18 protein-coding genes are annotated in these 18,088 nt (G+C 66.9%); 6 read left to right on the top strand and 12 right to left on the bottom strand.

Features of this window, described 5'->3' with window-relative positions:
• Positions 1–2: 2 nt before the first annotated feature.
• The 3 genes from hpaD to hpaH are packed head-to-tail and all read left to right on the top strand — an operon-like array spanning position 3 to position 2,639.
• Positions 3–983 carry a 3,4-dihydroxyphenylacetate 2,3-dioxygenase gene (hpaD, locus tag D5084_RS06855; protein ID WP_128514767.1) on the top strand — a complete coding sequence of 327 codons (981 nt, stop codon included), beginning with the start codon at positions 3–5 and terminating at the stop codon, positions 981–983.
• Positions 984–987: 4 nt separating this feature from the next.
• Positions 988–1,842, top strand: coding sequence for a fumarylacetoacetate hydrolase family protein (locus D5084_RS06860; RefSeq protein WP_128514768.1), 855 nt, complete (start codon positions 988–990; stop codon positions 1,840–1,842).
• A complete protein-coding gene (hpaH, locus tag D5084_RS06865) occupies positions 1,839–2,639 on the top strand; it encodes a 2-oxo-hept-4-ene-1,7-dioate hydratase (RefSeq protein ID WP_128514769.1) in 801 nt (266 codons plus the stop codon). Before D5084_RS06860 ends, hpaH begins: the two co-directional genes overlap by 4 nt.
• Here the strand turns inward: hpaH and D5084_RS06870 are convergent.
• The 5 genes from D5084_RS06870 to hmgA all read right to left on the bottom strand — a co-directional run bounded on the left by D5084_RS06870 (position 2,591) and on the right by hmgA (position 8,111).
• Entirely contained in the window at positions 2,591–2,827 is a 237-nt protein-coding gene (locus tag D5084_RS06870) for a DUF2783 domain-containing protein (protein WP_128514770.1), read from the bottom strand. The genes hpaH and D5084_RS06870 overlap by 49 nt on opposite strands.
• A gap of 3 nt (positions 2,828–2,830) precedes the next feature.
• Positions 2,831–4,447 carry an FAD-dependent oxidoreductase gene (locus D5084_RS06875; RefSeq protein WP_238382549.1) on the bottom strand — a complete coding sequence of 539 codons (1,617 nt, stop codon included), beginning with the start codon at positions 4,445–4,447 and terminating at the stop codon, positions 2,831–2,833.
• A gap of 17 nt (positions 4,448–4,464) precedes the next feature.
• Complete coding sequence (locus D5084_RS06880; RefSeq protein WP_128514771.1) at positions 4,465–5,415, bottom strand: MBL fold metallo-hydrolase; 951 nt, start codon at positions 5,413–5,415, stop codon at positions 4,465–4,467.
• 8 nt (positions 5,416–5,423) lie between these two features.
• Positions 5,424–6,683, bottom strand: coding sequence for a fumarylacetoacetase (gene fahA / locus D5084_RS06885; protein ID WP_128514772.1), 1,260 nt, complete (start codon positions 6,681–6,683; stop codon positions 5,424–5,426).
• A 66-nt stretch (positions 6,684–6,749) separates the two neighbouring features.
• On the bottom strand, positions 6,750–8,111 hold the full coding sequence (gene hmgA / locus D5084_RS06890) for a homogentisate 1,2-dioxygenase (protein ID WP_128514773.1): 1,362 nt from the start codon (positions 8,109–8,111) through the stop codon (positions 6,750–6,752).
• A gap of 121 nt (positions 8,112–8,232) precedes the next feature.
• On the opposite strand from hmgA, the gene maiA reads away from it, so the two are divergent.
• Positions 8,233–8,862 carry a maleylacetoacetate isomerase gene (gene maiA / locus D5084_RS06895; protein ID WP_128514774.1) on the top strand — a complete coding sequence of 210 codons (630 nt, stop codon included), beginning with the start codon at positions 8,233–8,235 and terminating at the stop codon, positions 8,860–8,862.
• A gap of 53 nt (positions 8,863–8,915) precedes the next feature.
• Complete coding sequence (locus tag D5084_RS06900; RefSeq protein ID WP_128514775.1) at positions 8,916–9,380, top strand: MarR family winged helix-turn-helix transcriptional regulator; 465 nt, start codon at positions 8,916–8,918, stop codon at positions 9,378–9,380.
• 18 nt (positions 9,381–9,398) lie between these two features.
• Here the strand turns inward: D5084_RS06900 and D5084_RS06905 are convergent, their stop codons facing one another.
• From D5084_RS06905 to D5084_RS06915, 3 genes are all read right to left on the bottom strand, one after another.
• The gene (locus D5084_RS06905; protein ID WP_128514776.1) at positions 9,399–10,751 is read right to left on the bottom strand and encodes an aminotransferase class III-fold pyridoxal phosphate-dependent enzyme; all 1,353 of its coding nucleotides are present in this window, start codon (positions 10,749–10,751) and stop codon (positions 9,399–9,401) included.
• Positions 10,752–10,776: 25 nt separating this feature from the next.
• A complete protein-coding gene (locus D5084_RS06910) occupies positions 10,777–12,255 on the bottom strand; it encodes an aldehyde dehydrogenase family protein (RefSeq protein ID WP_128514777.1) in 1,479 nt (492 codons plus the stop codon).
• Between the two features lie 65 nt (positions 12,256–12,320).
• Positions 12,321–13,112, bottom strand: coding sequence for an IclR family transcriptional regulator (locus D5084_RS06915; RefSeq protein WP_128514778.1), 792 nt, complete (start codon positions 13,110–13,112; stop codon positions 12,321–12,323).
• 141 nt (positions 13,113–13,253) lie between these two features.
• On the opposite strand from D5084_RS06915, the gene D5084_RS06920 reads away from it, so the two are divergent.
• Positions 13,254–14,492 (top strand): Tm-1-like ATP-binding domain-containing protein, encoded by a 1,239-nt coding sequence (locus D5084_RS06920; RefSeq protein WP_128514779.1) that lies wholly within the window; start codon positions 13,254–13,256, stop codon positions 14,490–14,492.
• On the opposite strand, the gene D5084_RS06925 is transcribed toward D5084_RS06920, so the two are convergent.
• Genes D5084_RS06925 through D5084_RS06940 form a run of 4 tightly spaced genes read right to left on the bottom strand, consistent with a single transcriptional unit; the run spans position 14,489 to position 18,076 of the window.
• The gene (locus D5084_RS06925; RefSeq protein WP_128514780.1) at positions 14,489–16,111 is read right to left on the bottom strand and encodes an AMP-binding protein; all 1,623 of its coding nucleotides are present in this window, start codon (positions 16,109–16,111) and stop codon (positions 14,489–14,491) included. The two genes, D5084_RS06920 and D5084_RS06925, sit on opposite strands and share 4 nt — an antisense overlap.
• 27 nt (positions 16,112–16,138) lie before the next feature.
• Positions 16,139–16,537 carry a RidA family protein gene (locus D5084_RS06930; protein WP_128514781.1) on the bottom strand — a complete coding sequence of 133 codons (399 nt, stop codon included), beginning with the start codon at positions 16,535–16,537 and terminating at the stop codon, positions 16,139–16,141.
• Positions 16,530–16,943: an acyl-CoA thioesterase gene (locus D5084_RS06935; protein ID WP_128514782.1), complete on the bottom strand. Its 414-nt coding sequence runs from the start codon at positions 16,941–16,943 to the stop codon at positions 16,530–16,532. The genes D5084_RS06930 and D5084_RS06935 overlap by 8 nt, the downstream gene beginning before the upstream one ends.
• The gene (locus tag D5084_RS06940) at positions 16,940–18,076 is read right to left on the bottom strand and encodes an acyl-CoA dehydrogenase family protein (protein WP_128514783.1); all 1,137 of its coding nucleotides are present in this window, start codon (positions 18,074–18,076) and stop codon (positions 16,940–16,942) included. Before D5084_RS06940 ends, D5084_RS06935 begins: the two co-directional genes overlap by 4 nt.
• Positions 18,077–18,088 lie beyond the last annotated feature (12 nt).

Below are 18,088 nucleotides of genomic sequence, written 5' to 3' on the forward strand. Positions count from 1 at the left end.
CGATGCCCATCCCCGCCCCGAACCTGAACCCGCCCTTCAACATCGTCCGCCTAAGCCATGTCGAGCTGAAGGTCACCGACCTCGCCTGGTCCCGCGCCTATTACGTCGACACGCTGGGCCTTCAGGTCACGCACGAGGATGCCACGGCGATCTACCTCCGCGCGATGGAGGAACGCGGCCACCACTGCATGATCCTGCGCCAGTCGGCAGAGGCTTCGGTGGGCGTGCTGGGCTTCAAGCTCTGGTCCGAGGACGACCTCGACCGCGCCGCGCACTGGTTCACGGCGCGCAGCCTGCCCGTGGCCTGGACCGAACGCCCCTTCATGGGCCGGGTCCTCGCCACCCGCGACCCCTGGGGCGTGCCGCTGGAATTCTACGCGCGGATGGACCGCCTGCCGCCGATCCATCAGCAGTATCGTCTCTATCGCGGGGTCAAGCCGCTGCGCATCGACCACTTCAACCTGTTCTCGTCGAACGTGGACAGGGCTGTGGAATTCTACGGCGACATGGGCTTCCGCGTCACCGAATACACCGCGGATGAGGAGACAGGCCGCACCTGGGCCGCGTGGATGCACCGGAAGGGCGGCGTCCATGACATCGCCTTCACCAATGGCACCGGGCCTCGCCTGCACCACACCGCCTTCTGGGTGCCCACGCCGCTGAACATCATCGACCTTCTCGACCTGATGTCCACCACCGGCTACCTCGCCAACATCGAACGCGGCCCCGGCCGCCACGGCATCTCGAACGCCTTCTTCCTGTACATCCGCGACAAGGACGGGCACCGGACGGAAATCTACTGTTCCGACTACCAGACCTGCGACCCGGACCTGGAGCCGATCAAATGGGACCTGAAGGACCCGCAGCGCCAGACCCTTTGGGGCGCGCCCGCCCCGCGGTCGTGGTTCGAACTGGGGTCCGTCTTTGACGGCGCCACATTGGCCGACAGCGACCTGAAGGCAACCCCGATCATCGCGCCCTGACGCCATGAACCTTGTGACCTTCTCCGCCGATGGCAAGCAACACTGGGGCGTGACCGCTGCGGGAGGCGTTCTCGCCCTGTCGCCCGAGTTTCCGCAGTGGAATACCCTGCGCAATGTGATCGAGGCCGGGGCGGTTCTTCGGGTGCTGAAAGCAGGGCAAGGCCGCCCGGCAAGCCATCCCGAAGGATCGTTCACATACGACATCCCGATCCCCGACCCGGAAAAGATCATCTGCGTGGGCGTGAACTTCCCCGACCGCAATGCCGAGTACAAGGACGGCCAGGACGCCCCGCCGTTCATGTCCCTCTTCCCCCGCTTTGCCCGCAGCTTCACCGGCCACGGGCAGCCGCTGATCCGCCCGCCGGAAAGCCCGCAACTCGACTACGAAGGCGAGATCGCCGTCATCATCGGCAAGGCCGGCCGCCGCATCCCTGAATCCGAGGCGCTGTCCCACATCGCCGCCGTCACGCTGTGCAACGAAGGCACGATCCGCGACTGGGTGCGCCACGCGAAATTCAACGTCACGCAAGGCAAGAACTGGGACCGTTCCGGCGCGATGGGTCCCTGGGCCGTCCCCTTCACCGACCCTTCCCAGATCCTCGACATCGCACTGGAAACCCGCGTGAACGGAGAGTTGCGCCAGCAGGACCGCACCGGGCGGATGCTGTTCCCCGTGGCGCGGCAGATCGCCTATATCTCCACCTTCACGACGCTGGTCCCCGGCGACATCATCGTCACCGGCACCCCCACAGGGGCAGGCGCGCGCTTCGACCCGCCCATCTGGCTCAAACCCGGCGACGTGATCGAAGTCACCGCCGAAGGCATCGGCACCCTGCGGAACGGGGTGGCCGACGAATGACACCGGACCAGATCACCGAAGCCGCTGAAATGCTTTTTCAGGCCGAACGGACCGGCGTGCAATGCGGGCTTCTGTCGTTGCGCTATCCCGACATGACTCTGGACGACGCCTATGCCGTGCAGGCCGCCCTGGTCGCGCGCAAACGGGCCGAGGGGCGCAGGGTCATCGGCTGGAAGATCGGCCTGACCAGCCGCGCCATGCAGCAGGCGTTGAACATCGCCACGCCCGACTCTGGCGTCCTGCTGGACGACATGCTGTTCCCGGATGGCGCGACCGTGCCCAAGGACCGCTTCATCCAGCCAAGGATCGAGGCCGAGATCGCCTTTGTCATGAAGGCCCCCCTGCAAGGCCGCGAGGTCACGCGAAACGACGTGCTGGCCGCCACCGACCACGTCGCCCCTAGCCTGGAAATCCTCGACACCCGCATCCTGCGAGCCGACCCGGCCACGGGGCGCTCCCGGATCATCACCGACACGGTCAGCGACAATGCAGCGAACGCGGGCATCGTCCTTGGCCCCCAGCGCCATGCCGCCCTGGCCTTCGACCTGCGCTGGGTCGGCGCCATCGTGACGCGCGACGGGGTGGTAGAGGAAACCGGCCTTGGCGCGGGGGTCCTGAACGATCCGGTGAGCGGCATCCTCTGGCTGGTTCACCGGCTGGCCGACTACGGCATGGGGATAGCGGCCGGAGATATCCTCTTGTCCGGCAGCTTCATCCGCCCGATCGAAGCCCCACCCGGCAGCCGCTTTCACGCCGATTTCGGCCCGTTCGGAACCGTTTCGCTGAACTTCGCCTGAGCCCCCGGGTCGCGCGCCAGCCGCATCGCCTCGGCCAGCACGGCATGATCGCCGATGTGGTTCATCAGGATCAGGATCAGCCGGGCGTTCAGCGCATGGCTTTCCGCCTCGCTCAGGCCCTCATGCGTGGCGATCAGCGCGGCATAGCTTTCGTCCGGCCGGGTCAGGTTCGGAGTGGTAATCAGCATCGGTCACACCTTTCCGATCGCACGGGCCAGCGCCTCGGCAACGGCTGTCTCGTCAAAGCGATCCCAGCGGGCGGCGACATGCTGGTCGGGCCGGATCAGGTAGACCGCACCCTTGGCCGTGCCCAGATAGCGCGCCGTCAGTTCCGGCGTCGCAGCCAGAGCCAGACACGGCACGGTCAGACCATGGGCAGACAGCACCTCCGGCGCCTCGGAGTCGATGGTCAACAGCCTGAAGCCCGGGCCAAGCTGGCGCAGCAGCCAGCCCCCCGCCAACGGCGCATCGGGGCAGACCGATCCGGGGCGCGTGCGGGCGGGCATGTCGGGATGATCCGGCCCGTTCAGGACCGAGCCGTCATAGGTGCAAGGCACCGACAACCGGCCAGAGTTCACCATCGTCCGCGCGAAAGGCAGATGTTCGGCCAGGCGCAGCACCGCATTGCGGAACAGCTTCGACACCGGGGTTTTCGGCGTGATGAAATCCGTCGCGCGGGTGGAATTCAGGATGTTTTCATCTGCCCCATGCACCCGTTCGGCGTCATAGCTGTCCAGCAGGCTTTCCGGCGCCAGCCCTTCCAGCACCAGCGCCAGCTTCCAGCCCAGGTTGTCCACGTCCTGAATGCCCGAATTCGCGCCCCGTGCGCCGAAGGGGCTGACCTGATGCGCAGAATCGCCCGCGAACAGCACCCGGCCATGGCGGAACTTCTCCATCCGGCGGCACTGGAAGGTGTAGATGGAACACCAGTCCAGCTCATACTCCACGTCCGGCCCCAGCATGGCATCGACCCGCCTGCGGATATTCTCCGGCTCCAGCTCCTTCGCGCGGTCGATGTTCCAGCCCAGCTGAAAGTCGATGCGCCAGATGTCGTCGGGCTGCTTGTGCAGAAGCGCCGAGTCGCCCGACTTGAAATGCGGCTCGAACCAGAACCAGCGTTCGGTGGGGAAATCGGCCTTCATCTTCACGTCGGCGATCAGGAAGTTGTCCTCGAACACCCGCCCGTCAAAGCTCAGCCCCAGCATCCCCCGCACCGGGCTGCGCGCCCCGTCGCAGGCGATCAGCCAGTCGGCCTCCAGGCGGTAAGGCCCGTCCGGCGTCAGGATGTCCAGCGTCACATGGTCATCGGCCACGTTGACGGCATCGACCCGGTTCTTGCCCCGCAGTTCGATCGGCGCGCCCTCGGCCCGGACCTGGACGATGGCGTCATGCAGGAACTTCTCGAACCAGGGCTGTTGCAGATTGATGAAGGCCGGGAAGGCATGGCCGCCTTCCGGCAACAGGTTGAACTCATACAGCAGCCGGTCGTCGTGGAACACCTTGCCCAGGTTCCACTGCACGCCCTTCTCCAGCATCGGCCCCGCCGCGCCCAGCCGGTCGCAGATTTCCAGCGTGCGCTTGGCAAAGCACAGCGCCCGGCTGCCCAGGCCCGCGCCTTCGTGGTCGTCCAGAAGCAGCACCGGCACCCCGCGCCGCCCCAGGTCCAGCGCCATGGCAAGGCCGACGGGACCGCCCCCCACGATCACCGCCCCGTGGCGGACCGGGGTTGCCGCGTCCTGGTCCGGCGATTTCGCGTACGGATAAAGGCGGAAGGCAAGCGTGTAGCGGTCCGGCACCAGCGCAGTCATGTCGTTCCCCCAGACCGTCAGCCCTGAAGCGCCGCCCACATCTCCAGATCGCGCGCGGCGGTCCAGATGCGGGGATGGCTGATCCCGCGCGCCTCGTCATAGGCGCGGGCGACGTTGAAGGGCAGGCAGTGTTCGTAGATCGCATAGTCCCTGAACTTCGGATCGCACTCGGCCCGGGCTGCCTCCCAGGCTTCCTTGAGGCTCCCATTCCGCGCCGCGACTCTGGCCACGGGCCGGTAGGTCGATTCCACGAAATCCTTCGTCCGGTCCAGCGCCCCGTTCACCGCCGCGCGCCCCACCACCGCATCACCGCGCCCCGGAGCGATCGCGTCCAGATCGTAGGCCCGGATCGCCTCCAGCGTGCCGCCCCAGTCGTTGAAATGGCCGTCGCCGCAGTAGCAGGCCGAATGGGCCTCGACGATGTCGCCAGTGAACATCACGTTCTGGTCCGGCACATGGATCACCGCATCCCCCGCCGTATGCGCCCGGCCCAGTTGCAGGATGTCCACCCGCCGCTTGCCCAGCCAGACCGTCATCTTGCCGTTGAAGGTCGTCGTGGGCCAGGTCAGGCCGGGGATGTCCTCATGCCCCTGGAACAGGCGGGGAAATCGCTGGAACTCGCTGTCCCAATCCTCCTGCCCGCGCTCGGCCACCATGTTCCGCGCGGCTTCCGACATGATGATCTGCGTGGCCTTGAAGGCCGACGCCCCCAGCACCCGCACCGCATGGTAATGCGTCAGGACGACATGGCTGATCGGCTTGTCCGTCACTCCCCGGATGCAGTCGATCACCTTCTGCGCCAGACGCGGCGTCGCCTGCGCCTCGACCACCATCACGCTGTCATCGCCGATGATGACGCCCGAGTTCGGGTCTCCCTCGGCGGTAAAGGCGTAAAGGCCCTCGCCGATCTCGGTGAAGCTGATCGTCTTCTCCGCCATGTCGCCTTGCGACGCGAAAGCCTTTGCCATGTCCTGTCCTATCTCGCGTAGGGGTCGGCCAGCGCCGGGATCACCTTGCCCGTGCACTCGCCAAACCCGATGGTGTAACCGTCCCCCTTGCACTGTCCGCGCAGGGTGAGCGTGTCGTTGTCCTGAATGAAACTGCGCGTGCCGCCCGCCACCGGGAACGGCTCCTTCCCGCCCCAGGACAGTTCCAGCAGACTGCCGCGCGACTCCTTCGTCGGGCCCGAGATCGTGCCGGACCCCAGAAGGTCGCCCACGTTCATCGCGCAGCCGCTGGTGGTGTGATGCGCCAGCTGCTGGGCGGCCGAGTAATACATCTCGGCATAGTTCGTCCGGGCGATCACGGTTTCCGTCCCGCCTTCCGGCGTCAGCGCGACCTCCAGCGCGATGTCGTACAGCATCGGGCGCGGCTCGTGCAGGTAGGGCAACAGCGGCTTCTCCCGCGCAGGCGTCGAGGTGCGGAACGGCTCCAGCGCCGCCTTCATCACGATCCAGGGGCTGATCGTCGTTGCCGTCGCCTTGGCCTGAAACGGCCCCAGCGGCTGATACTCCCAGGCCTGGATGTCCCGCGCCGACCAGTCGTTCAGAAGGACATAGCCGAAGATCATCGCATCGGCCTCCTCCACCGTCACCGGCTGGCCATGGGTCGAGGGCTGGCCCACCACCGCGCCCATCTCCAGCTCGATGTCGAACCGGGCCGAGGGCGCAAAGCGCGGGGCCGCATCGTCCGGCCCCTTGATCTGCCCCCAGGGCCGTCGGACCGGCGTGCCCGAGACCACCACCGACGAGGCCCGCCCGTTATATCCGATGGGGATATGCAACCAGTTCGGCGGCAGGGCGTTCTCGGCGCCGCGGAACATGGTGCCGACGTTGGTGGCATGGTGCCGCCCGGCGTAGAAATCGGTGTATTCGCTGACCAGAAACGGCATGTGCAGGGTTGCACCGGCCAGAGGCACTAGGAAGGGCTCGACCGCCGCCCTCTCGGCCGCGCCGTCCGAAAGCAGGGCGGTCAACCGGTCGCGGAAGGCGGCCCAGACCACCGGCCCGGCTTCCATCAGGTCGTTCCAGAACGGCACGTCCAGGAAGGGACCACCGGGCAGGGCAACCAGGCCCGCTTCCTCCAGCCCCGCCACATCCAGCACGAAATCCCCGATGGCGACGCCGCAGCGCGGCTCTTCCCCATCCAGCGAAAACACCCCGCAGGGCAGGTTGTTCAGCGGGAACGGATGGTCCGGCGCATTGGCGCTTTCGACCCAGGATCGCAGCAGCGGCATCTGCCCTCTTTCATCTGTCCGAAAATATCCCGGGGGTCCGGGGGCTGGCCCCCGGTCCGCCGTCTGTCATTTCACGCCCGGCGTCCCGTCGAACTTCTTCTCCAGGCTGCCCCAGCAGTCGATGTAATCCTCCTGCGCATGGCCGTTCGTCGCAGCCCAGGGCGTCAGGTGCTGCGGGAAGCGGGTCTCGAACATGAAGGACATGGTGTCCTCCAGCTTCTCGGGCTTCAGCGCGGCGTTCGACGCGCCCTCGAAGGCGTTGCGGTCCGGCCCGTGCGGGATCATGCAGTTGTGCAACGACATGCCGCCGGGGACAAAGCCCTTGGGCTTGGCATCATAGACGCCATAGATGTTGCCCATCAGCTCGGACATGACGTTCTTGTGGTACCACGGCGGGCGGAAGGTGTTTTCCGCCACCATCCAGCGTTCGCGGAACAGCACGAAGTCGATGTTCGCCGTCCCCTCGATCCCGGACGGAGCGGTCAGCACCGTGAAGATCGACGGATCGGGATGGTCGAACAGGATCGCGCCCACCGGGCAGTAGGTCCGCAGGTCGTACTTCACCGGCGCGTAGTTGCCATGCCAGGCCACCACGTCCAGGGGCGAGTGGTCGATCTCGGTCACATGGAACTGCCCGCACCATTTGACCGTGACGGTCGAGGGCACCTCGCGGTCCTCGAAGGCCGCGACCGGAGTCTTGAAGTCGCGCCGGTTCGCCATGCAGTTGGCCCCGATCGGCCCGCGGCCGGGCAGCGTGAACTTCTGCCCGTAATTCTCGCAGACAAAGCCGCGTGCCGGGCCCTCCAGCACCTCGACCCGATAGACCAGCCCGCGCGGCAGGATGGCGATTTCCTTCGGCTCCAGGTCGATGATCCCAAGCTCGGTGCAGAACCGCAGCCGGCCTTCCTGCGGCACGACCAGAAGCTCGCCATCAGCCGAATAGAAATACGCGTCCTGCATCGACTGATTGACCAGATACATGTGGCTGGCCATGCCCGTCTGCGTGTTCACATCCCCCGCCGTGGTCATCGTCCGCATCCCCGTGACCCAGGTCAGCGGCTCGGAGGGAACGGCGACCGGGTCCCAGCGGTACTGGCCCAGGCTCATGATCGCCGGATCGATCAGCGGGGCCGACTTCCAGTGCGGCACCTCGATGCGCCTGAACCTGTGCGTATGCTTGACCGAGGGCCGGATGCGATAGCACCAGGTCCGCTCATTCTGGTGGCTCGGCGCGGTGAAGGCGGTGCCCGACAGCTGCTCGCCATAAAGCCCGTAATTGCACTTCTGCGGGCTGTTCATCCCCTGCGGCAGCGCACCCGGCAGCGCCTCGGTCTCGAAGTCATTGCCGAAACCCGGCATGTAGCCCTCATGCGGACCGGCAACAGAAGCGGCCCGGATCATGCCCACAGGCAAGGAATGACTGGTCATGCGCTCCTCCCGGATGCTGATATGCCGCCTGCCCGCAGCCGAGGCGGAACATGCGCCCAGTTTAGTTGCGGATGCAACCAAGTCAAGATAAAGTTGCGTTGGCAACTAATCGGAGGGGCCGATGGCCGAGATTGTGCTGTATGATTACTGGCGGTCCTCGGCGGCCTATCGGGTGCGCATCGCGCTGAACCTGCTGGGCTTGACCTACCGGGCAGTGCCGGTGGACCTGACGGCGGACGAACAGACTGCGCCCGCCAATCTGGCGCGCAACCCGCAGGGCCTCGTCCCGACGCTGGAGATCGACAATCTCCGCCTGACGCAGTCGCTGGCGATCCTGGAATATCTGGACGAAACCCGGAGGGCAGGCTGGCTGCCCGGAGGTCCGGCGGATCGCGCCCGGGTCCGTGCTCTGGCCCATGCCATTGCCATCGACACCCATCCGGTCTGCAACCTGCGCGTCGCCCGGCATGCCGTCAGCCTCGGCGCCACGATGGAGGGCTGGATGCAGCATTTCATCCCGCTGGGCCTTGCAGGGCTGGAAGGCCTGCTGACCCGACGCCCCGAAGGCCGCTTCTGCCATGGCGACAGCGTGACGCTGGCCGACATCTGCCTTGTGCCGCAGCTCTACAACGCCCGCCGCTGGGGGGTGGACCTGGCCCCCTTCCCCCGCCTGGCCGACATCGCCGCCGCGCTGGAGCCGCTGCCCGCCTTCGCCGCCGCCCATCCCGACCGGGTCAAACCCGTCGCGTGACCCGGGCCCACCCCCCATGCCAGGCACTTGCCGCAACGAAGGGAACGCCGCCGATGACTGACCCGACCCACGGCTTCGATCTCGAGGATTTCCTGCCCTACCTCCTGAATCAGGCGGCAGAGGCGACCTCGCACGGGTTCCAGGCGATCTACCGCGACCGCCATGGGCTGACCCGCACGCAATGGCGGGTGATGGCCAATCTGGGCAAGTTCGGCGCGATGACCGCCCGCGACATCTGCGCGATCAGCCATATCGAAAAGACCAAGGTCAGCCGCGCCGTTGCCGCGTTGGAACAGTCCGGACTGCTGATGCGCAGGCCCAGCGAGACCGACCGCCGGGCCGAGGTGCTGTCGCTGACGCCAAAGGGTCAGGCCACCTTTGCCGAACTGGGCCAGCTCGCCATCGGCTTCGACCGGCACCTCCGCGACACTCTCGGCGACGGCGAGGCTGCGATTCTGGCCTCGCTCCTGAAACGCCTGGCCCGGCGCGCACCTTCCTCCGGCGATCCGGACGACTGACCTTGCCCCCGACCGCCGTCACAGCGCGGCGAAGCCAGCCTCCAGCGCCGACAGGATCTTCGCCACATCGCCCTCGGTGACGACCAGGGGCGGCGACAGGATGATGTTGTTGCCCGACACCCGGACCATCACCCCGGCCTCATAGGTCGCGCGATGCACCTTGCCGATGGTCTTCTTGTCGATGGGGGCCTTGGTCGCCCGGTCCGCCACCAGCTCCAGCGCGCACATCAGCCCATGGCCGCCGCGCACGTCGCCGATCACCTCATGCCGCGCCATCAGCGCCTGCAACCCGGCAAACAGCTGCGCCCCCCGCGCCCCCGCGTTCTTCTGTGGCTGGATCCGCTGCGTCTCCTTCAGACAGGCAATCGCCGCCGCCGCCCCCACGGGATGCCCGGAATAGGTGTACCCGGACCCGATGGCGCCCTTGCCGCTGGTATCCCTCTCGAACACCTCGGCCACGGCTTCCGACACCATCACCGCGCCGAACGGGAAATAGCCGTTGGTGATCGCCTTGGCCGACACCAGAAGGTCCGGCTGCACCCCCCAGTGGCGCGAGCCCGTCCAGCTGCCCGTCCGCCCGAAGGCGGTGATGACCTCATCCGCGACCAGCAGGATCCCGTATTTCGAACACAGCGCCCGCACCCCCGGCATGAAACTTTCATGCGGCGGGATCACCCCGCCCGCGCCCAAGACCGGCTCCATGATGAAGGCCGCGATGGTGGACGGGTCCTGGAACCTGATCTCGTCCTCGATCGCCGCCAGACACAGCTGCGCCAGCCGCGCCGGATCGGTCTCGTTGAACGGGTTGCGATAGGTGTAGGGCGCGGGGGTATGGAAACACCCCGGCATCAGCGGCTCATACTGGGTGCGGAAATTCGCGTTGCCGTTGACGGATGCGCCCAGAGTATGCGTGCCGTGATAGCCCTTCTTCAGGCTCAGGAACTTGACCCGACCCGCCTCGCCCCGGATCTTGTGATACTGCCGCGCCAGCCGCAGCGCGACTTCCACCCCGTCCGACCCGCCGCTGGTGTAGAAGGCCCGGCTCAGCCCGTCCGGCGCGAAGAAATCGGCCAGCATCTCGGCCAGCTCGATCACGTTGTCGTTCGTCGTGCCCCGGAAGATCGAATAATAAGGCAGCCGGTTCAGCTGTGCCGTGATCGCGTCCTTCACCGGCTGGCAGGAATAGCCGAGGTTGACGTTCCACAACCCCCCCACCGCGTCGATGGTGCGGTGGCCGTCGACGTCGATGATCTCCACCCCCTCCGCCTCGACGATGATTTCCGGCGGGTTCGCCAGACTGTCCGCCGGATGCGCCATAGGATGCCACAGGTGCCGCGCGTTGTTTTCCTTGAGGAAATTCGAATCCTTCATCGTCAGGCTCCTTGCAGGGCAAGCATCACAGCTTCACCCAGGCGGTTTTCAGGTTCAGGTATTTGTCAAAGGCATGCAGCGACTTGTCATGCCCGTTGCCGGACTGCTTGACCCCGCCCAGGGGCACCGTCAGATCGGACCCGCCATAGGTGTTCACATGCACCAGCCCCGCGCGGATCTTCCGCACCATCCGATGCGCCCGGGACAGGTTTCCAGTCCACACCGCCGCCGCAAGACCGTAGGACGTGCCATTGGCCAGCGCGACCGCCTCCGCCTCGGTGTCGAAGGGCGTCACCGTGACCACGGGGCCAAAGACCTCTTCGCGGAACACCCGATCCTCGGGCCGGGCCTCGACAATCGCCGGTTCCATGTAGAACCCGCCCGTCTCCTCCCGTATCCGCGCGCCGCCGATCACGGTCCGGCCCGCCTCTCGCGCCTCGGCGACAAACCGCAGGTTCTGCTGCAACTGCCGCAGCGAATTCACCGCCCCCGCCTGCGTCGTGCTGTCCAGCGGATCGCCCACCCTTATCGCCGCCGCCTGCGCCGCCAGCTTCTCCACGAACGCCGCATGCACGCTGCGCTCGACCAGGATGCGCGACCCTGCAATGCAGACCTGGCCCGAGTTGCGGAAGATCCCCATCGCCGAAACCTTCGCCGCCTCGTCCAGGTCCGGCGCGTCGGCAAAGACGATGTTGGGCGACTTGCCGCCCAGCTCCAGATAGACCCGCTTCAGGTTCGACCGCGCCGCCGCCTCCAGTAGCCGCCGCCCCGTCGCGCCCGAGCCGGTGAAGACCAGCACATCCACGTCCATCGACGCTGCAATCGCGGCACCAACGACCGGCCCCTCGCCTGTGACCACGTTCAGAACACCCGCAGGCAGTCCGGCCTCCAGCCCCAGTTGCGCCACCCGCACAAGCGTCAGAGAAGCCGTCTCCGCCGGTTTCAGCACCACCGTGCAGCCCGCCGCCAGCGCGGGTCCGAACTTCCACGCCCCGATCATCAGCGGGAAATTCCACGGCACGATTGCGCCCACCACCCCCGCCGGTTCCCGGTGCACCAGCCCCAGAAACGCCGGGTCGGTCGGGGCGATCTCCCCCGCAAGCTTGTCGATCGCCTCGGCATAGTAGCGCACCGTCGCCGCCGCAGACAAAGGCTCTGCCTTCAGCGCCATGCCGATCTCGGTGCCGTTCTCCCGCACACCCAGCACGGCCAGGTCCACCGCCTGCGCCTCGATCAGGTCGGCCCATTTCAGCAGGATCTTCTTGCGCGCCGCCGGGGCCAGCCCGGACCAGCGGCCATCGTCAAAGGCGCGGCGGGCGGCGGCAATGGCGGCTTCGGCATCGGCCACCGTTCCGCGGGCATAAGTGGTCAGCCGCGACCCATCGATGGGCGACACGACGGTCGTCACCCCCCCATCCGAGGCCGGAACCGACCGGCCATCGATCAGGTGCTGAAACGGCTCAACAGGGGCCTTGCGAAGGGCATCTATCCGGGGTTGACTCATGTCGGTTCATTATTGCCACCACTGGTTATTATTATGCACCGCAATCATCGCCCGGTCAATCAGACTCAGACCTGCACGAACCGGGCCGCAGCGGCGCGGAACGTGGCGGGGACGCGCCCGCCCGAACTCACCGTCACGCGCTCGGCCTCGGCGATCAGCGCGGTGATGATCTCTTGCCGCAGGTCATTCGTCATCCGGTGCGCGGGCGTCGCAATCGCAATCGCGCCGGTCGCCTCGCCATCGCTGTCGAACAGTGGGACAGCGATGCCATAGACATCGTCCTCTGCCGTCTGATCCGCCTCGGCAAAGCCGGACAGGCGAATCTCCTCCAGCCGCGCCCGCAAGACCCCCGGGTTGGTGATCGTCCGCGTGGTGCGGGCCACCAGCGGCTCGGCCAGCACCCGGTCCACCCGTTCGGGCCGGGAATAGGCCAGGACCGCCAGGCCCGAGGCGGTGCAGTGCAGCATCAGGATCTCGCCCGCCACCAGCGACACCCGGCTGCCCCGGTTGCTTTCGCAGATGCCGATGGTCGCCAGCCCGCGCCCCGAGATCAGCGAGGCATGCGCCGTCTCGCCCAGCCGCGCCGCCAGCTCCGCCAGCGACTGCTGGACCAGAGCGGATACCGGAAACGCCGCCTCACGCACACGCGCCAGCCGCAGCACGCCCGCCCCCAGCCGGTAAAGCCTTGCATCGCCGCGCTTTTCCAGAAGGCCCGCGTCGCACATCACCCCCAGCATCCGATGCACCGTCGCCTTGTCCACCCCTGACCGGCGCGCCAGTTCCGACAGCCCGATCTCGGGCTCTGCTTCCGAGAAATGGTCCAGCAACGACAAGGCCTTGGCGACAGTGGTGGACATGATGACTCCGGCGTGACCCCTGCCCAGCCAATCTCGTTGACGCAAAGGCAAGGGCTGATTATCATTGAACCACTGGTGATTATAATGAACCAAATATCCGCGTCAACGCGGACGCACGATGGCACCGGCAGGGGAAGGCACATGACGAAAACCATCCTGGTCATCGGCACGTTCGACACCAAGGCGGACGAACTTGCCTACCTCATCAGCCGGATCAAGGCGCAGGGCGGCGAGGTGCTGGCGATGGATGTCAGCATCCTGGGTCAGGCGAAGACCTCTGTCGATGTCTCCAAGCACCAGGTCGCCGCCGCCGCCAACACCACCATCGACGCCCTGATCGCGCTGGGCGAGGAAGGCGAGGCCTTCGCCCGGATGAGCGCAGGCGCCGCCCGCATGACCCGCAAACTCCATGCCGAAGGCCGCTTCCACGGCATGATCGCGCTGGGCGGCACGATGGGCACCGACCTCGCGCTGGATTGCGCGCAGGCCCTGCCGCTGGGCGTGCCGAAATACATCGTCTCCACCGTCGCCGGATCGCCCTTGATCGCCGCCGAACGCATGGCCGCGGACGTCCAGTTCATCCTCTGGGCCGGGGGTCTCTACGGCCTCAACCCACTGTGCAAGTCCTCGCTCAGCCAGGCCGCCGGGGCTGTCCTCGGCGCCGCGCAGGCGGTGGAGGCGCCGAAACTCGACCGCCCGCTGATCGGGATGACCTCGCTCGGCTCCTCCTGCCTGAAATACATGAAACGCCTGCACCCCGAACTGACCCGGCGCGGCTATGACATCGCGGTGTTCCACACCACCGGCATGGGCGGCATGGCCTTCGAGCGTCTGGCCGCCGAGGGCACCTTCGCCTGCGTGATGGATTTCTCCTTGCAGGAACTGGTGAACATGCTGCACGGCTCGCTGGTCAGCGCCGGGGCCGACCGGCTGACCGGCGCGGGCCGCAGCGGCACGCCGCAACTGGTGGCTCCGGGTGCCGCCGACATCCTCGACCTCGCCGGCTGGCAACCGATCCCGCCGCGTTTCCAGGACCGCCCCTTCCACGAACACAACCGCCTGATCAAAAGCGTGGGCTTCAACGCCGAGGAACGCCGCGAGCTTGCCCGCGTCATCGCCGACCGGCTGGCCCAGGCCAAGGGCCCGACGCATTTCTTCCTGCCCAGGGGCGGGATCGAGGAGTGGGACCGCCCCGGCGAAGCTGCGCACGACCCCGAGGGCCTGGCCGCCTTCACCGAAGCCGCCGAACGCGCGCTGACAGGCCGGGTCGAGCACACCGTCCTCGACTGCCACATCAACGACGCCGCCTTCTGCGACGCCGTGCTGGCCAAGCTGGACGAATGGGTCGCCGCCGGGATCGTCCCGAAGGGCGCCGCCTAGCCCTTCGTGCCCCGCAACTGAAACCGCTGGATCTTGCCGGTCTGTGTCTTGGGCAGCGCCTCGGTGAACACCACGCTGCGCGGATACTTGTAGGGCGCGATCACCTTCTTCACATGGTCCTGCAACAGCTTGACCATCAGCGCATCGCCCGACTGCCCCGGCGCCAGCACCACATGCGCCTGCACGATCTGGCCCCGGTCTTCGTCCGGCACTCCCACCACCGCACATTCCAGCACCGCCGGGTGCGACAGCAGCGCCGCCTCCACCTCCGGCCCCGCGATGTTGTAACCCGCCGACAGGATCATGTCGTCCGACCGCGCGGCAAAGTGGAAATAGCCCTCTTCGTCCTGCCAGAAACTGTCGCCCGTCAGGTTCCAGCCGTCGCGCACATAGGCCCGCTGCCGGTGGTCCGCCAGATAGCGACACCCCGTCGGCCCCCGCACCGCCAGCCGCCCGACCTCGCCATGCGGCACCTCGCGCATTTCCTCATCGACGATCCGCGCCTCATAGCCCGTCACCGGCTTGCCCGTGCAGCCCGGCCGATGATCGTCGAACCGGTTACTGATGAAGATATGCAGCATCTCCGTCGCCCCGATCCCGTCCAGCATCGGCTTGCCGGTCTTCTGCTGCCATTCCTCATAGACCGGCGCGGGCAAGGTCTCCCCCGCCGACACCGCCGCCCGCAAGGACGACAGGTCCGCCCCCTCATCCATCGCCTTCAGCATCACCCGATAGGCCGTGGGGGCGGTGAAGCAGATCGTCGCCCGATGCTCCTCGATCATCGCCACCATGTTCGGGGGCGAGGCCTGCTCCAGCAGCGCCGCCGCCGCGCCGAAGCGCAGCGGAAACACCGCAAGCCCGCCCAGCCCGAAGGTGAACGCCAAGGGAGGGCTGCCGATGAACACATCCTCTGGCGTCACCCCCAGCACCTCGCGCGCATAGCCATCTGCGATAATCAGCAGGTCGCGGTGGAAATGCATCGTGGCCTTCGGCTCGCCCGTGGTGCCCGAGGTGAACCCCAGCAAAGCCACATCGTCCCGCCCCGTCCGCACCGCCTCGAACCGCACGGGCTTCTTCAAGGCGACCCGGTCCAGTTCCGCATCATGGTTCGCGGTGCCGTCAAAGCCCACGATGGTGCGCAGGAACCGGCTGTCCTTGCCGCAGGCAACCAGTTCTTCCATCAACCGAGTATCGCACAGCGCATGGCTGATCTCGGCCTTGTCCACGATCCTGGTCAGCTCTCCGGCCCGCAGCATCGGCATGGTGTTCACCACCACCGCCCCCGCCTTGGTGGCCGCCAGCCAGCAGGCCACCATCGCCGGATTGTTGGCGCTGCGGATCAGCACCCGGTTGCCGGGCCTGACCCCGTAATCCTCGACCAGCGCATGGGCGATCCGGTTCGACCAGTCGGTCAACTCCTTGTAGGTCCGGCTGCGCCCGTTGCCGATCAGAGCCGTATGGTCGCCAAAGCCGCGTTCGACCATCCGGTCGGTCAACTCGACGCCGACGTTCAACCAATCGGGATAGTCGAAACCCTCCAGCCGGATCTCCGGCCAGTCCTCCGCCGGCGGCAGCCGATCCCGCGTGAATGTGTCGCCATGTCCTGTCGGTCCAAGCATCCTTCGGGTCCTCCCAAACCCTTGCCGTCACGCCTTCGGAATGACGGCGGTTGCCTCGATTTCCACCTTCGCCCGGTCCTCGACCAGCGCCACCACCTGCACCAAAGCCATCGCCGGGTAATGCCGCCCGATCACCGCCTTGTAGACCGCCCCCAACTCCTTGAGACTGCTCAGGTATTCCCGCTTGTCGGTTACATACCAGGTCAGCCGCACCAGATGCTCCGGCCCCGCCCCGGCACAGGCCAGCACCTCGACGATGGACTTCAACGCCTGCTCGACCTGGCCCACGAAATCGTCGGTCTCGAACTCCTGCTGCGCGTTCCAGCCGATGATCCCGCCGGTAAAGACCAAGCGCCCCTCGGCCGCCATACCGTTGGAATACCCCCGCGCGGCCTTCCAGTGCTTTGGGTGAAGGACCTCATGCATCCTGCGTCTCCTTGTAGGCTTCCAACGCCGCCCGCATCTCCCCGGGCCACGGAGCGGCCTTCATTCCCTCGATCCAGGCCAGCGTCATCCCGACCCGCAGCCGCAGACCGTCGTCCCCGTGCCCCTCGATCCACAGCTTGACCGAGGACCCACCGACCTTCTCCACCCGCAACGCAAAGCGCACCTTGTCGCCCAGCCGCGAGGGCCGCTGGAACACCGCCTCCATCGCCACCGTCGGCACGCCATTCGACGCGCCGCTGTGCATCGAGGCAAAGGACCGCCCGACCACATCGGCAAAGAAATTCTCGATGACCGAATTCACCATCTCGAAATAACGCGGGTAGAAAACGATCCCCGCCGGGTCGCAGTGGTTGAACTCGATCTGGATCAGGCGTTCGTAAGTCATCCCAGGATGCTCCGCGCGATCACGATCCGCTGCACGTCGCTCGCGCCCTCGTAGATCCGCAGCGCCCGGATCTCGCGATACAGGCTTTCCACCGCGAATCCCTGCCGCACCCCGTCGCCGCCATGCAGTTGCACCGCCATGTCGATGACCCGCTGCGCGGCCTCGGTCGCATACAGCTTGGCCATCGCCGCCTCGCGGCTGACCCGGGCAGCGCCCCTGTCCTTCACCCAGGCCGCCCGATAGACCAGCAGGGCCGAGGCGTCGATCTCCAGCGCCATGTCCGCCAGATGCCCCTGAACCAGCTGCAACTCGCTCAGCGCCTGCCCCTGAATCCGCCGCGCCTTCGTCCGCGCCAGCGCCTCGTCCAGCGCCCGCCGCGCAAAGCCCAGAGCCGCCGCGCCGACGGTCGACCGGAACACATCCAGCACCGACATTGCGATCCTGAACCCCTCGCCGGGCCTGCCGATCAACGCGCTATCCGGCAGCTCCACCCCGTCCAGCCGCAGATGCGCCAGCGGGTGCGGCGCCATCACCTCGATCCGGCTGACCACCTCCAGCCCCGTGGTCGCCGCTGGCAGCAGGAACGCCGACAACCCCTTCGCCCCCAAAGCCTCCCCGGTCCGCGCGAAGATCACATAGACATCGGCGATCCCGCCGTTCGAGATCCAGGTCTTCTCCCCCGACAGCCGCCAGCCGCCCTGCACCCGCTCAGCCACCGTGGCCGTCGCCGCCACGTCCGACCCCGACCCGGGTTCGGTCAGCGCAAAGCCCGCAATCGCCTGACCTGATCGCGTCCGCCCCAGCCACTCCCGCTGCTCCGCCGTGCCGAACAGACTGACCGCACCCATCCCCAGCCCCTGCATCGCAAAGGAGAAATCCGCCAGCCCGTCATGCCGCGCCAGCGTCTCGCGGATCAGGCACAGGGTCCGCACATCCAGCCGCTCCCCCTCGCCCGCGCCGGAATGCTGCAACCATCCTCGCGCCCCCAGCGCCGCAACCAGCCCCCGGCAAGCTGCATCCACATCGCCATGCGCCACCGGCAGATTGTCCGCGCACCACACTTCCAGCGCCGCCGCCAACTCGCGATGGCGGGTCTCGAAGAACGGCCAGTCAAGGAAACTCTTTTCACTCACAGCTTGCTCTTT

It is taken from the genome of Tabrizicola thermarum (assembly GCF_003574395.1).
Taxonomy (GTDB): Bacteria; Pseudomonadota; Alphaproteobacteria; order Rhodobacterales; family Rhodobacteraceae; genus Tabrizicola; species Tabrizicola thermarum.

Bases quoted from the DNA above. Each gene is read 5' to 3' on its own strand.
- hpaD (WP_128514767.1), top strand. From the start codon at position 3: ATGCCCATCCCCGCCCCGAACCTGAACCCGCCCTTCAACATCGTCCGC.
- D5084_RS06860 (WP_128514768.1), top strand. From the start codon at position 988: ATGAACCTTGTGACCTTCTCCGCCGATGGCAAGCAACACTGGGGCGTG.
- hpaH (WP_128514769.1), top strand. From the start codon at position 1,839: ATGACACCGGACCAGATCACCGAAGCCGCTGAAATGCTTTTTCAGGCC.
- D5084_RS06870 (WP_128514770.1), bottom strand. From the start codon at position 2,827: ATGCTGATTACCACTCCGAACCTGACCCGGCCGGACGAAAGCTATGCC.
- D5084_RS06875 (WP_238382549.1), bottom strand. From the start codon at position 4,447: ATGACTGCGCTGGTGCCGGACCGCTACACGCTTGCCTTCCGCCTTTAT.
- D5084_RS06880 (WP_128514771.1), bottom strand. From the start codon at position 5,415: ATGGCAAAGGCTTTCGCGTCGCAAGGCGACATGGCGGAGAAGACGATC.
- fahA (WP_128514772.1), bottom strand. From the start codon at position 6,683: ATGCCGCTGCTGCGATCCTGGGTCGAAAGCGCCAATGCGCCGGACCAT.
- hmgA (WP_128514773.1), bottom strand. From the start codon at position 8,111: ATGACCAGTCATTCCTTGCCTGTGGGCATGATCCGGGCCGCTTCTGTT.
- maiA (WP_128514774.1), top strand. From the start codon at position 8,233: ATGGCCGAGATTGTGCTGTATGATTACTGGCGGTCCTCGGCGGCCTAT.
- D5084_RS06900 (WP_128514775.1), top strand. From the start codon at position 8,916: ATGACTGACCCGACCCACGGCTTCGATCTCGAGGATTTCCTGCCCTAC.
- D5084_RS06905 (WP_128514776.1), bottom strand. From the start codon at position 10,751: ATGAAGGATTCGAATTTCCTCAAGGAAAACAACGCGCGGCACCTGTGG.
- D5084_RS06910 (WP_128514777.1), bottom strand. From the start codon at position 12,255: ATGAGTCAACCCCGGATAGATGCCCTTCGCAAGGCCCCTGTTGAGCCG.
- D5084_RS06915 (WP_128514778.1), bottom strand. From the start codon at position 13,112: ATGTCCACCACTGTCGCCAAGGCCTTGTCGTTGCTGGACCATTTCTCG.
- D5084_RS06920 (WP_128514779.1), top strand. From the start codon at position 13,254: ATGACGAAAACCATCCTGGTCATCGGCACGTTCGACACCAAGGCGGAC.
- D5084_RS06925 (WP_128514780.1), bottom strand. From the start codon at position 16,111: ATGCTTGGACCGACAGGACATGGCGACACATTCACGCGGGATCGGCTG.
- D5084_RS06930 (WP_128514781.1), bottom strand. From the start codon at position 16,537: ATGCATGAGGTCCTTCACCCAAAGCACTGGAAGGCCGCGCGGGGGTAT.
- D5084_RS06935 (WP_128514782.1), bottom strand. From the start codon at position 16,943: ATGACTTACGAACGCCTGATCCAGATCGAGTTCAACCACTGCGACCCG.